We start from the raw sequence: 11,572 nt of genomic DNA on the forward strand, positions 1-11,572 counted from the left end.
CTTCGAGTGATCTTCTACATCGCTTCGGTGCCGATCGTCGCGACGACACCAATCGCGGCCTTGTTCGGGCAGCGCACGGTGATCGCTCATGCCGATCGCTGGTCGCAGCTTCACCGCGTGCTGATGCGCTGGATCCTCGGCATCCGCGCGCGAGTCGAAGGCGAAGTGCCGGTCGGGCAATTCCTGTACGTCGCCAAGCATGAGGCGATGTACGAGACGCTGGAACTGCAATTAATTCTCGGCTCGCCCGCGATGGTGCTCAAGCGCGAGCTGATGCGTATCCCGCTGTGGGGGTGGTGCGCGGTGAAATACGGCGCGATCGTCGTCGATCGTGAAGCGTCCGCGAAGGCGCTGCGTGCGATGATGAAGGAGGCGGCGGCGGTGCGTGCGACCGGGCGATCGGTGGTCGTCTATGCGGAAGGTACGCGCGTTCCCCATGGCGAGACGCCGCCGCTCCGCTCCGGATTCGCGGGCCTGTACAAGGCGCTGGCGCTACCGGTGGTGCCGATCGCGCTCGACAGTGGACGGCTGCTGCCGAAAAAGGGCCCCAAGCGTCCCGGGATCATCACGATCCGCATCGGCGAACCGATTCCGCCGGGGCTTCCGCGCGCCGAGGCCGAGGCGCGCGTCCACAGTGCGATCAACGCGCTCAACCGTTGAGCGCGCTCAGGCCTTCCCTTCCAGCTTCGCCTTCAGTCCGGCTAATGCGCCGAACGCGCCAGCCTCTTCCTCGCTGATGACCCCGGCCTGTTTCAAAACGTCCTCCGCATCGGGGCTACGGGGAAAAGGATCGAGTGCGAGTGCCATCGTCTCGGCCGCCGCTTCGCCGAGATCGACACCGCCGCCCTCGATCTCGATCGTGTCGAGCGCGTCGCCGGATAGTTCGACTTCGTCATCGCCGCCGACATCGCCAGCCGGCTCGACGAAGCGCAATTCGACATCTTCCTCGACGCTGGCGGGCAGCGGGGTGCCCGTGACGGTGCAGCTCTGCACCACCGCCGCGCTGACATGGCCACGCGCGAACACCGCGCCGCCCTCACGGCGGATCGCAAAGGTCCCGGTCAGGCGCTCGAGCGCGATGAGCCCGAAGCGGCGCGCGAGCGCGAGCCGCTCGGCATCATCGGCTGCGATCGTCACCTGACGATCCTCCCCGCCGATCGTGTCGAGCCGCTCGATGCGCGAGAATTCCGTCGTCATGCCCATCGTCCTTCCATCAGCTGCGGCAGCGGTGCGCCGGCAAGTGCTTCGCGCAACGCGATCAATTCGCCGCGCACATGCGCGACCGCCGCGGTCTCGGGTGCCGTGCCGCGATACAGGTTGCGAACCAATGCCTCGTCGAGCCCGCCGTTCGCCAGCCCGTCACGATATGCACCCAGCCGGCCGCCGAGCATCCCCATCATCTTTCCGACATGCTTGCCGACCACCATGTCGCCGAAGCCGATCTGGCGGACCTGCGCATCCATGTCGTCGACGAAGCGCTCCGTAAGCTGCGCGATCGGTTCCGCGCCGTCCGGATCGTCCTCCAGTCGCAGCAGCACCATCGCCAGTACCGCCGCGACCATGTCGAAACGCCCGTCGAGCGTGTCCGGCACCGCGCCCTCGAGATACCAGTGCGGCGCCCGCGCCCGCGCGACCACCGCATCGTACAGCGGCAGGGCGGCGGTCCGCTCGCGTCGCCCCAGTACCTTCGTCAACCAGCCCACCACATCATCCCTTTATCGTTCCGCGCGATCCCGTGCCGGCACGCGCTTGTTTCGCCGCGCTGGTGGGCATATTGAGGCGGACGGCCGCAAAGTCCACGCGCGCCTGTGACCGGAGTACCGATGCGCCCGCTGATCTTCCTCGCCCTGGCCGGCGTTCTTGCCGCGGGCTGTGCTCCGCTCCGCTCGCATCAGGGCTATATCGTCGACGCCGATCTGGTGAACGCGATTCAGCCTGGGGTCGACAACCGCCAGTCGGTGCTCGCCACGCTCGGCACGCCCAGCTTCGCCAGCCAGTTCAATCAGGGCGACTGGTATTATATTGCCCGCGACAGCCGGAACTACGCGTTCAATGCGCCGCGCCCCAAGGAACAGCTGACGCTGCAGGTCAGCTTCGATCAGGCCGGGAACGTCACGGCGATCCGCAAGTCCGGGGTCGAGCAGGTCGTCAGCCTGAAGCCTTACGGCAAGACCACCCCGACGCTCGGCCGCGAGCGTGGGTTCTTCCAGGATCTGTTCGGCAATATCGGCGCCGTCGGTGCAGCCGGCGGGCCGGGCGGAGCGGGGCCGACCGGGCGTAACGGCCAGTAAGAACACGTTTCTGTCGTTTCGCTGACGACGGCGTTCTCGGCGCGTTCAGCGCCGGTGCGGCAAATCCTCCGGCAACGATGCGGCGCGGGTCGCGTCGTCGCATGGAGGAAAACAGATGCGTCATCTTGTCACCGCTGCGCTGCTCGCCGCGACCGCATTGTCGGGCGTCGTCGCGTCGGCACCGGCCGCCGCGCAGTCGCGGGAGGAGCTGCTGCGCGATCGTCAGGACATCCGCCAAGAGCGACGCCAGCTCGACCGGGCACGCGAACGGGGCGATTGGCGCGACGTTCGGGCGCAGCGTGGCGACCTTCGCGACGCGCGGCAGGAATATCGGGAGGATCGCCGCGACTATCGCCAGCAGCGCCAGTGGCAGCGCGATCGGCGCGTCTGGCAGGGCGATATGCAGCGATGGCGCGCCGGGCACCGCGACCTATACGCGCGCGGCGGCTGGCAGGCGCCGTTCCGCTATCAGGCGTTTCGACCAGGTGTCAGCATTGCGCCGTCCTATTATGGGACGCGATACGTGATCGCCGATCCGTGGCGCTATCGCTTGCCGGCGGCACCAAGTCGCGCGCGTTGGGTTCGCCACTATGACGATGCGTTGCTGGTCGATCAGCGGCGCGGAATCGTGCTCGACGTAGTTCGAGGCTTCTACTTCTAATCGCCCCGGATTCGGCCGCGCCGCCAGTAACGCGACGGCGCGGCCGGTACCGGCTTGGGTCGGCACCGGTCCCGAAAGGGGGAAAGGGGACCGCGTCAGCAACGCTCGGTTAACTGTTGGGTTCGTGGGTCAGTAAGCTTCTTTCGCGTCGTTGCCATTGTGCCACACTCTTGCCATCGATGTGGCGGTGCGGGGGCAAGAATGATGGATCGAGCGGGACGATGAACGGCGTGCTGGGCGTGTTCGATCGCGCGGTGGCAGAGCTGGCGCTATTCGCCGCGGTCGTCATCCTGCTTGGCGGCGCCGACGATTTCCTGATGGATTTGCTCTGGTGACGGGTCCGGCGGCCCGAGCCGGATCGGCTTACGATGGTGCCCGCACCGCCTCTGCCACTGGCGGTTTTCGTGCCGGCCTGGGAAGAGCAAAGGGTGATCGGCGCGATGTTGCGCGCGACGCTGACGCGCTACGACCACCCCGATTATCGCCTGTATGTCGGCTGTTATCCCAACGATCCTGGGACGTTGCAGGAGCCACGGGCGGTAGCGGCCGAGGATGGCCGTGTACGCGTGGTGGTGGGGGCACATGATGGCCCGACGACCAAGGCCGACTGCCTCAACCAATTGTGGCAGGCACTGCTCGCCGACGATCTCGGCAGCGCCCGGCAGACCGCCGCGATAGTCCTGCACGATGCGGAAGATGTCGTCGATCCGGCCGAGTTGCGGGTGTTCGACGATCATCTGCGCGATGTGGCGTTGGTGCAACTTCCGGTCGTGCCGCTGATCGATCCGCGGCGGCGCCTGATTTCCGGCCATTATGCCGATGAGTTTGCCGAGTCGCACCGGCGCGATCTGGTGGTTCGGTCCGCGCTGGAGGCGGCAATTCCCCTCGTCGGCGTGGCATGCGCGATTCGTCGCGATGCGCTCGACCGGCTCGACGACGGCAGCGGCACGCCGTTCGAACCGCAAAGCCTCACGGAGGATTACGAACTGGGGCTGCGGGTTGCGGCGCTGGGCTTGCCGGCCCGTTTCGTGCGCCTGCGGGAGGGAGCGCAAGGCCGGCTGATCGCAACCCGCGCGTTCTTTCCGGACACGATCGACACCGCGGTGCGCCAGAAAGCACGCTGGGTGAATGGAATCGCGCTTCTGGGGTGGGATCGGACCGGCTGGGGAGGGCGACACCACGCAGCGGAATATTGGATGCGGATGCGCGATCGACGCGGACTGCTGGCAGTGCTGGCTTTGATCGCGGCTTATCTGGCGCTGGTCGGCTGGGGGCTGTCGTTTCTGGCCCACCTCGTGACCCATAGTTCGGCCGCGCCCCTCGCCACCGGCCTGCGCATAATGCTAACGCTCAACGGCGGATTGTTGTGCTGGCGGCTGGTCGCACGGGTGATGCATACCTCCGCCGAACACGGCTGGGGTGAGGGAGCCCGGGCAGTGCCGCGTGCGATGGTCTCCAATTATGTCGCGATGCTGGCGGCACGACGCGCGCTGACCCGGTATCTCGCCTCGTTTTTCGGGCCGGCGCCGCGCTGGGAAAAGACGGTGCACCGCTTTCCGGATTAGTTGCCTGCAACGTCATGAGGGCAAGAGGACGGCCGCTACGGTTCCTGCTTCTGGTGCTCGGTGGTTGGATCGGCGTACGAACGTGGCAACTCTGGCCCGCGCCACCGATGCGACACGCGGCGCCGCTCGGGACCGGCCGGGTCGAGCATCGCGATGATCGACCCGCGGCACGTACAGCCTTCGGCGGTACCGCAGCGACAATCGTTACCCATGCGATCCCGTACCGCCCTGGTGCTCCCTCGACGCGCGTCAGGCTTGCCGAGGCGGACTCTTCATTCATGATCCCATCGCAGCCCTCGATTTCGCGGCCCATAGAATCACCGACACCGCGACCGCCCACGACCTTCGCAGCCATCGCCGATGCGCTTCCCGCGCCGTCAGCGCCGCAGCGGCGGTGGTCGGCGAGCGGCTGGGCGGTGGTACGCGGAAGTGGCGCCGGGAGCAGCGTGTCGACCCCGCAGCTCGGCGGTTCGCAGGCGGGTATCAGGATCGCGCGAACGCTCGATGCGCAGGGACGCGTCGCGATCGTGGCACGGGTCGCGGGGGCGCTCGATGTCCGCCAGCAGGAGGCGGCGGTGGGGATCGAGTGGCGACCGGGTGCGCTGCCGGTCCGGCTTGTCGCAGAGCGACGCTTTGGCCTGTCCGATCAACGCAGCGGCACGGGATTGGGGCTGATCAGCGGCGTAAGCGATGTGGCTCTGCTGCTGGGCTTTCGTCTGGATGGCTATGCGCAGGCTGGGGCGGTGCTGCGTAACGAGGTCGACGGCTATGCGGATGGCGCCGCGCGCATCACGCGTTCGGTCGTCGGAAGTCCCGGCAAAACGCATGTCTCACTGGGGCTAGGCGTCTGGGGCGGTGCGCAGCGCGAGGCGCAACGGCTGGATATCGGGCCGGCGGCGACGATCGATCTGCCGCTCGGTCGCGCGCCGCACCTGCGTGTCGCGCTCGAGTGGCGACAGCGGATCGCCGGGATCGCGCGACCGGGCTCGGGCCCGGCGCTGTCGATCGGCACAGACTATTGATGGTATCGAGGCTGCGAACCCGCTAGCGGTTCGACCAGTCATGGACATCTATCTGCCGATCGCGAACCTGTCGGTGAACGCGCTGGTGATGATCGCGCTGGGCGCGGGCGTCGGTCTGCTGTCGGGGATGTTCGGGGTGGGCGGCGGCTTCCTGACCACCCCGCTGCTGATCGTTTACGGCATCCCGCCCACCGTCGCCGCCGCCTCGGCCGCAAGTCAGGTGACGGGTGCGAGCGTGTCGGGCGTGTTCGCGCATTTCCGGCGCGGCGGGGTCGACACGCGGATGGGGACGGTGCTGGTGATCGGCGGCGTCGTCGGCTCGCTGTTCGGTGCGTGGCTGTTCCGGCTACTCCAGCAATGGGGCCAGATCGATACGACGATCGCGATCACCTATGTGCTGCTGCTCGGCTCGATCGGGTTCATGATGCTCAAGGAAGCGGTCGACGCGATCCTGGTCGCCAAGGGACGGCGCAGTGCGCCGGCGCGGCGGCGGCGGCACCATCCGCTGGTCGCCAGCCTGCCGTTCCGGACGCGCTTCTATGCCTCGGGGCTCTACATCTCGCCGCTCGCGCCGCTGCTGCTCGGCTTCTTTACCGGCATCCTGACGATCCTGCTCGGGGTCGGCGGCGGGTTCGTGCTGGTGCCGGCGATGATCTATCTGCTCGGCATGTCTACCGCGGTGGTGGTGGGGACCAGCCTGTTCCAAATCCTGTTCGTCACCGCGGCAGCGACGTTGGTGCACGCGACCACCACCAAGGCGGTCGATATCGTGCTCGCGGGACTGCTGCTGGTCGGATCGGTCGTCGGCGCACAGGTCGGCGCGCGGTTCGCGGCCAAGGCGCGGCCGGAATATCTGCGGCTGGCGCTCGCGCTGATGGTGCTGCTGGTCGCGGGACGGATCGCGCTGGGGCTGGGGTGGCGGCCCGACGAGATCTACACGGTCGAGCTGTCGTGAGGGCCGCGCTGCTGCTCGCCGCCGCGCCGCTGCTGATGGCGCAGGCCAAGCCGCTGCTGGTACCCGACGTCTCGCAGCGCGAGATCGACATCGCCTACAGCTTCGCAGGCGCCGAGCTGCTGCTGTTCGGCGCGATCATCTATCCCGGCGGACGGCCGCCGACCGACACCAAGGGCGCCGACGTCGTGGTGGTGGTGAAGGGCCCGACGCAGTCGATCGTGATCCGCGAGAAGGAGAAGGTCGCCGGCATCTGGGTCAATGCCGGGCGGTTGCGCTATCGCTCGGCGCCGTCTTTCTATGCGGTCGCCTCGTCGCGACCGCTGAGCGAGCTGGTCGATGCGCGGACACGTGCGATCTACGAGCTGGGGCTCGACAGCCTGCAATTGTCGCCCGCCTCCGCCGCCCCGTCCGACGTGCAGGATCGCTTCACGCGCGGGCTGGTCGAGCAACGTCAGCGCACCGGCTTGTTCTACGAGGCGCCGCGCGCGGTCGAGATCAGCGACGGGGTGCTGTACCGCGCGCGCGTGTCGATCCCGGCGCGGGTGCCGGTCGGGCGCTTCACCGCCGAAACCTTCCTCGTTCGAGACGGGCGGGTGCTGGCGGTGGCGGTGCGCGACATCGATATCCGCAAGAAAGGCTTCGAGCGGTTCGTCGCGCAAGCAGCCGATCGCCATGAATGGCTGTACGGCGGCGCGGCGGTGTTGCTGTCGGTCGCGCTCGGCTGGGGGCCGGACGGCTGGCGCGGCGCTGAGCGCGTCCACCCGATCTTTACGAACCGCAGCTTAAGGCGGGCCCTTCGGAAGCCTCGGAATAGCGCTTGCTTATGAACGACATCCCTGGCTCGCACGCCTTCGATAGCGCGATCGCTGCCGCCTTTTCCGGTTCGGGACCGGCGCCGGACTGCGCCAGCGCGATCGGTCATGTGTGCCAGATCGCGGGGGGACGCGGCGAGCTGCTGCTCGATCGCGCCGCGCTCGACGGGTTGCGCGCGCACCGCGACCCGGTGTTGGCGATGGCGGGGCAGGTCGGCGGACAGGTGAAGGTGCGCGTCGGGACGACCTGGCTGATCGCGACGACACGCGCGCTGCGGCTGGCGGACGAGCGCGGCGAGGCGGTAATGGCCGAGGTCGATTTCCTCGGCGAGGGCGACGAGGAGCGGCTGACCGGACGGATGCTCCGGTTCCGGCGCGGCGTAACAAGCTATCCGGTGCCCGGCGCGCAGGTGTTCGCGGTCGACGGACACGAATTGCGCGAGATCTACGCGGCGAGCGGACGCGCGGCGATCGAGATCGGCACGGTGCATCCCAGCCGCGACGTGCGCGCGTCGCTGTATGTCGACGCGATGCTCGGCAAGCATTTCGCGCTGCTCGGCTCGACCGGTACCGGCAAATCGACCGCCACCGCGTTGATCCTCCACCGCATCTGCACGCTCGCGCCGCAGGGGCATATCGTGATGATCGACCCGCATGGCGAATATGGCGCGGCGTTCGGAGAGGCGGGTGCGCTGTTCGACGTGTCGAACCTCCAGATGCCGTATTGGCTGATGAACTTCGAGGAGCATTGCGAGGTGTTCGTCACCTCGACCGGTGCGGCGCGGCAGGTGGATGCCGACATCCTCGCCAAGTGCCTGCTCGCCGCCAAGGCCAAGAGCCGGGCGGGGCAGGAGATTGCCAAGCTGACCGTCGACGCGCCGATCCCCTATCTGCTGAGCGACCTGATGCAGATCCTGCAGCAGGAGATGGGAAAAATGGACCGCGCCGGCGACACGTCGCCCTATCTGCGGCTGAAGAACAAGATCGACGAGGTGCGCGCCGACCCGCGCTATGGCTTCATGTTCTCCGGTATGCTGGTCGGCGACACGATGGCGGCGTTCGTGCAGCGCATCTTTCGGCTGCCGGGCGATGGGCGGCCGATCTCGATCATCGATGTGTCGGGCGTTCCCAATGAGATCACGTCGGTCGTGGTGTCGGTGCTGGCGCGGATGGTGTTCGATTTCGCGATCTGGTCGCGCGGTGAGCCGCAGCGGCCGATCCTGCTCGTCTGCGAGGAAGCACACCGCTACGTTCCCGCCGATCCGGCCGCGCGCGGTTCGGTGGCGCGAATCCTGGGGCGGGTCGCAAAGGAGGGGCGGAAATACGGGGTAGCGCTCGGGCTGGTGACGCAGCGGCCGTCCGATTTGTCGGAGGGGGTGCTGTCGCAGTGCGGAACGATCATCGCAATGCGGCTCAACAACGATCGCGATCAGGCATTCGTCCGCGCCGCGATGCCCGAAGGCGCGCGCGGCTTCCTCGACGCGTTGCCGGCGCTCCGCAATCGTGAGGCGATCGTGTGCGGAGAGGGCGTCGCGATCCCGATCCGCGTCGCGTTCGACACGCTGGAGGAGGCGCGCCGCCCGGCGTCCGACGATCCGGTCTTCTCCGCGCTGTGGCGCGAGGGCGGCGGCGAGGAAGCAATGGTCGCGCGCACCGTTCAGCGCTGGCGCGCGCAGGGGCGTTAATCACCGATCAGGCGCAGCGTCGCTTCGTCGGGTCCGGGAAAGAAGGCGTCCAGCGTTTCCCGCACCGCGGGCGGCGCACCCGCGCGATCGAACAGCGTCAGCGAGGAGCGCAACTTCACTGCGTCGATCCCGCCCATGATCGCGTTCGCCGATCGGCCGCGGTGGCTCTGAAGAGCGGTGACACAAGTCATGTAACGCGGCCCGAGCAAGGGATGCGCCAGATAGGCACGGGCCTCGGCGAGGTCGCGGATCGCATAATGGCGCGCGGTGGCGCTGTGGCCGAGGCCGGCGATCTGCGGGAAGACGAACCACATCCAGTGGCTCTGCTTGGCGCCGCGCGTCAGTTCGGCGAGCGCTGTTTCGTAACGGGTCGCCTGCGCAGCGACAAAGCGGTCGAGGTCCATGCCGCCTCAACGCCCCGACGGGCGGGGCGGTCCCCCGCCGCGGTCAGGCGACCACGGCGGTGACGGCGTCGACGTAAAGCAGCAGGGCGGTACTCGCGAAGCTGGCGGCGCTGAGCAGCAGCGAGCGGGTGAGCGTGGGATAGCTGTTCATTGCGGTGTGCTCCGCTCAGGCGATCGGCGTGACGGGAACGGCGGCGCTGATCATCACGGCGGCGACGGCGAAGGCAGCGGCAACCGACAGCAGCGACTGGCGGAGAGCGGTGAAACGGATCGTCATGGTAGGTACTCCCTGGTCAACGGCCGGACGATCCGGCCATGCCAAGGTCTTTGCAGGTCCCGTGCCAAATCCGTTTGCCGAGGACAGCGGCGGCATTCGCCAGCCTGGTTGGCGCGATCCGCCAGTTCAGTGCGGCAAGATCCGCCAGATTGCAGCCTGATTTACGAATTGGTGTCCGACGTGATCGTGCGGGCGCGGCCCTGATCCTTTGCGCGGTACAGCGCAGCGTCGGCGCGCGCCATCAACGCCGCCCGACCTTCGCCGACCCGTCCTTCGGCGACACCGGCCGAGAAGGAGATGGTGCCGATCGACTCACCGGTTTCGCGCACGCGCGGACGGCGTTCGGAAATGGTGTGGCGGACGCGCTCGATCGCGCGCGCGGCATCGTCGATCGCGACGTTTTCGAACAGCATCGCGAATTCCTCACCGCCATAGCGCGCGACCATCGCGCCCTTTTCGGTCGCGAGCGTCTGCGCGACCATGCGGATCACGCGGTCGCCAACCGCATGGCCGAAATTGTCGTTGACGCGCTTGAAGTGATCGATGTCGCAGATCGCGACCGTCACCGGCGTATCGCGGTGAAGCGCGGCGAACGTCTCGTCGAACGCGCGACGATTCGGCAGATCGGTGAGCGGATCGGTGCGCGCCGAGCCGCGCGCCTCGTCGAGCGCGGTGCGGAGTTCCTCGGTCTCCCGCAAGGCCGAGTCGAGTTTCGTCTCGGCCTGCTGCACGCGCCCGATCATGTCCGCGGTGAGCTGCGTGATCGCCTCGATCCCGGCCTCTGCGCCCATGTCGCGCATCGTGTCGGCGGAACGTTGCAGATCGCGACCGAAGTCGTTCGCTTCGGCGTGCACGACCCGCATCGCGTCGCCGAACCCGTCGAGCTGGAACATCATGCGTTCGAGCAGCGCCTGTTGCGCGTCGACGTCCCCGCTGAGCGCCGAATCATCCGTAACACCATTGCCGATCGGCGCTCCGGCGCTGGTGGAGCCGCCCAGACTTTCGATATCCTGGCTGGTCAGGCGTACCCCGCCATCGGTGAGCGCGGCGACGCGCTGCGCGACCAGGCCGCTCGCATTGGCGACGACCTCGTAAGCGAAGGCGTAATGCGCCGGATCGGGGCTGAGCCGGTGCGCGGCGAGGAACGCGCCGATCCGGGCGAACAGGCGATCCCCCCGTTCGCTTGCCCGATATCGACCGCCCTGCTCGCCATCATCTGCCCCATATCGCCCCCAATCCTGGGGTCGGAGATGTAGGCGGCAACTACTAAGATATGATAACCGCAGGCTTTTAGTGGCCCGTGAGCTTGTGCACCGCGTCCAGCGAGCGCGTGACGTGCTCGGCGGGGTTCATGTCAGACCAAACCGATGCGATCCGCCCGTCGCGCGCGATGACATAGCTGGTGCGGCTGGTGACCTGCCGCCCCTTGATCTCGCGACCGAGCGCGACGTCATAGCCCGCAACGACCTTCGGCCCGGCACTGGCGACCGCGAACTTGCCCGCGCACTCGCTCGACGAGAAGCGCTGCAGGTCGGGGACGTTGTCCGCAGACATGCCGATCACCGTCGCACCCGCCGCGCGGAACGCATCGACCTTCTCGGCGAAGGCGCGCGCCTCGGCATTGCAGCCACCGGTGAAGGCGGCGGGGAAGAAGTACAGCACGACCGGCCCGCGCTTGAGCTGCTCGGACAAGCGCACCGGCACCACCTTGCCGGCGATCGCGCCGCGGGTGGAGAAGTCGGGCGCCTTCGCCCCGGGCGCGAGCGTCGCGGCGGCGGGGGCGGCGAGGGTCAGGGCACTGACGGCAGCGATAAGACGGCGCATCGGGACGACTCCGAAAAGGAGGAAGGTGACCGACAAGCCATATCACCGCCCGCAAGTTCCGCCACCATGCACCGGG

Annotated in this window: 14 protein-coding genes; 9 read left to right on the top strand and 5 right to left on the bottom strand. The window is 67.9% G+C overall.

The window, feature by feature from the left end; genetic code table 11:
- Positions 1 to 6 precede the first annotated feature (6 nt).
- Positions 7 to 660: a lysophospholipid acyltransferase family protein gene (locus QP166_RS17740; protein ID WP_333917103.1), complete on the top strand. Its 654-nt coding sequence runs from the start codon at positions 7 to 9 to the stop codon at positions 658 to 660.
- A gap of 6 nt (positions 661 to 666) precedes the next feature.
- On the opposite strand, the gene QP166_RS17745 is transcribed toward QP166_RS17740, so the two are convergent.
- Together QP166_RS17745 and QP166_RS17750 are read right to left on the bottom strand one after the other, a co-directional pair.
- Complete coding sequence (locus tag QP166_RS17745; RefSeq protein ID WP_333917104.1) at positions 667 to 1,197, bottom strand: YceD family protein; 531 nt, start codon at positions 1,195 to 1,197, stop codon at positions 667 to 669.
- The gene (locus QP166_RS17750; protein WP_333917105.1) at positions 1,194 to 1,703 is read right to left on the bottom strand and encodes a ubiquinol-cytochrome C chaperone family protein; all 510 of its coding nucleotides are present in this window, start codon (positions 1,701 to 1,703) and stop codon (positions 1,194 to 1,196) included. The genes QP166_RS17745 and QP166_RS17750 overlap by 4 nt, the downstream gene beginning before the upstream one ends.
- Before the next feature lie 120 nt (positions 1,704 to 1,823).
- Here QP166_RS17750 and QP166_RS17755 point away from each other — a divergent pair, with 120 nt between their 5' ends.
- From QP166_RS17755 to QP166_RS17785, 7 genes are all read left to right on the top strand, one after another.
- Positions 1,824 to 2,291, top strand: a complete 468-nt coding sequence (locus QP166_RS17755; RefSeq protein ID WP_333917106.1) for an outer membrane protein assembly factor BamE — start codon at positions 1,824 to 1,826, stop codon at positions 2,289 to 2,291.
- A 115-nt stretch (positions 2,292 to 2,406) separates the two neighbouring features.
- On the top strand, positions 2,407 to 2,952 hold the full coding sequence (locus tag QP166_RS17760; protein ID WP_333917107.1) for an RcnB family protein: 546 nt from the start codon (positions 2,407 to 2,409) through the stop codon (positions 2,950 to 2,952).
- 368 nt (positions 2,953 to 3,320) lie between these two features.
- The gene (locus QP166_RS17765) at positions 3,321 to 4,517 is read left to right on the top strand and encodes a glycosyl transferase family protein (protein WP_333917108.1); all 1,197 of its coding nucleotides are present in this window, start codon (positions 3,321 to 3,323) and stop codon (positions 4,515 to 4,517) included.
- 446 nt (positions 4,518 to 4,963) lie between these two features.
- A complete protein-coding gene (locus tag QP166_RS17770) occupies positions 4,964 to 5,539 on the top strand; it encodes a hypothetical protein (protein ID WP_333917109.1) in 576 nt (191 codons plus the stop codon).
- 40 nt (positions 5,540 to 5,579) lie between these two features.
- Positions 5,580 to 6,494 (top strand): sulfite exporter TauE/SafE family protein, encoded by a 915-nt coding sequence (locus QP166_RS17775; RefSeq protein WP_333917110.1) that lies wholly within the window; start codon positions 5,580 to 5,582, stop codon positions 6,492 to 6,494.
- 35 nt (positions 6,495 to 6,529) lie between these two features.
- Positions 6,530 to 7,321 carry a TIGR02186 family protein gene (locus QP166_RS17780; protein WP_333917381.1) on the top strand — a complete coding sequence of 264 codons (792 nt, stop codon included), beginning with the start codon at positions 6,530 to 6,532 and terminating at the stop codon, positions 7,319 to 7,321.
- Positions 7,318 to 8,991, top strand: a complete 1,674-nt coding sequence (locus QP166_RS17785) for an ATP-binding protein (protein ID WP_333917111.1) — start codon at positions 7,318 to 7,320, stop codon at positions 8,989 to 8,991. Before QP166_RS17780 ends, QP166_RS17785 begins: the two co-directional genes overlap by 4 nt.
- On the opposite strand, the gene QP166_RS17790 is transcribed toward QP166_RS17785, so the two are convergent.
- Both QP166_RS17790 and QP166_RS17795 read right to left on the bottom strand, forming a co-directional pair.
- Entirely contained in the window at positions 8,988 to 9,395 is a 408-nt protein-coding gene (locus QP166_RS17790; RefSeq protein WP_333917112.1) for a DUF1810 domain-containing protein, read from the bottom strand. The two genes, QP166_RS17785 and QP166_RS17790, sit on opposite strands and share 4 nt — an antisense overlap.
- A 438-nt stretch (positions 9,396 to 9,833) precedes the next feature.
- Positions 9,834 to 10,535, bottom strand: coding sequence for a GGDEF domain-containing protein (locus QP166_RS17795; protein WP_333917113.1), 702 nt, complete (start codon positions 10,533 to 10,535; stop codon positions 9,834 to 9,836).
- Here QP166_RS17795 and QP166_RS17800 point away from each other — a divergent pair.
- Positions 10,488 to 10,928 (top strand): hypothetical protein, encoded by a 441-nt coding sequence (locus QP166_RS17800; RefSeq protein WP_333917114.1) that lies wholly within the window; start codon positions 10,488 to 10,490, stop codon positions 10,926 to 10,928. The two genes, QP166_RS17795 and QP166_RS17800, sit on opposite strands and share 48 nt — an antisense overlap.
- A gap of 34 nt (positions 10,929 to 10,962) precedes the next feature.
- Here QP166_RS17800 and QP166_RS17805 read toward each other — a convergent pair whose 3' ends face one another.
- The gene (locus tag QP166_RS17805; RefSeq protein ID WP_333917115.1) at positions 10,963 to 11,496 is read right to left on the bottom strand and encodes a peroxiredoxin; all 534 of its coding nucleotides are present in this window, start codon (positions 11,494 to 11,496) and stop codon (positions 10,963 to 10,965) included.
- Positions 11,497 to 11,572 lie beyond the last annotated feature (76 nt).

Source organism: Sphingomonas sp. LR60 (assembly GCF_036855935.1).
Lineage (GTDB): Bacteria > Pseudomonadota > Alphaproteobacteria > Sphingomonadales > Sphingomonadaceae > Sphingomonas.

Excerpts from the sequence above, each read along its gene's own strand:
- QP166_RS17745 (WP_333917104.1), bottom strand. The coding sequence starts at position 1,197 with ATGACGACGGAATTCTCGCGCATCGAGCGGCTCGACACGATCGGCGGG.
- QP166_RS17755 (WP_333917106.1), top strand. The coding sequence starts at position 1,824 with ATGCGCCCGCTGATCTTCCTCGCCCTGGCCGGCGTTCTTGCCGCGGGC.
- QP166_RS17760 (WP_333917107.1), top strand. The coding sequence starts at position 2,407 with ATGCGTCATCTTGTCACCGCTGCGCTGCTCGCCGCGACCGCATTGTCG.
- QP166_RS17765 (WP_333917108.1), top strand. The coding sequence starts at position 3,321 with ATGGTGCCCGCACCGCCTCTGCCACTGGCGGTTTTCGTGCCGGCCTGG.
- QP166_RS17775 (WP_333917110.1), top strand. The coding sequence starts at position 5,580 with ATGGACATCTATCTGCCGATCGCGAACCTGTCGGTGAACGCGCTGGTG.
- QP166_RS17780 (WP_333917381.1), top strand. The coding sequence starts at position 6,530 with ATGGCGCAGGCCAAGCCGCTGCTGGTACCCGACGTCTCGCAGCGCGAG.
- QP166_RS17785 (WP_333917111.1), top strand. The coding sequence starts at position 7,318 with ATGAACGACATCCCTGGCTCGCACGCCTTCGATAGCGCGATCGCTGCC.
- QP166_RS17790 (WP_333917112.1), bottom strand. The coding sequence starts at position 9,395 with ATGGACCTCGACCGCTTTGTCGCTGCGCAGGCGACCCGTTACGAAACA.
- QP166_RS17795 (WP_333917113.1), bottom strand. The coding sequence starts at position 10,535 with ATGCGGGTCGTGCACGCCGAAGCGAACGACTTCGGTCGCGATCTGCAA.
- QP166_RS17805 (WP_333917115.1), bottom strand. The coding sequence starts at position 11,496 with ATGCGCCGTCTTATCGCTGCCGTCAGTGCCCTGACCCTCGCCGCCCCC.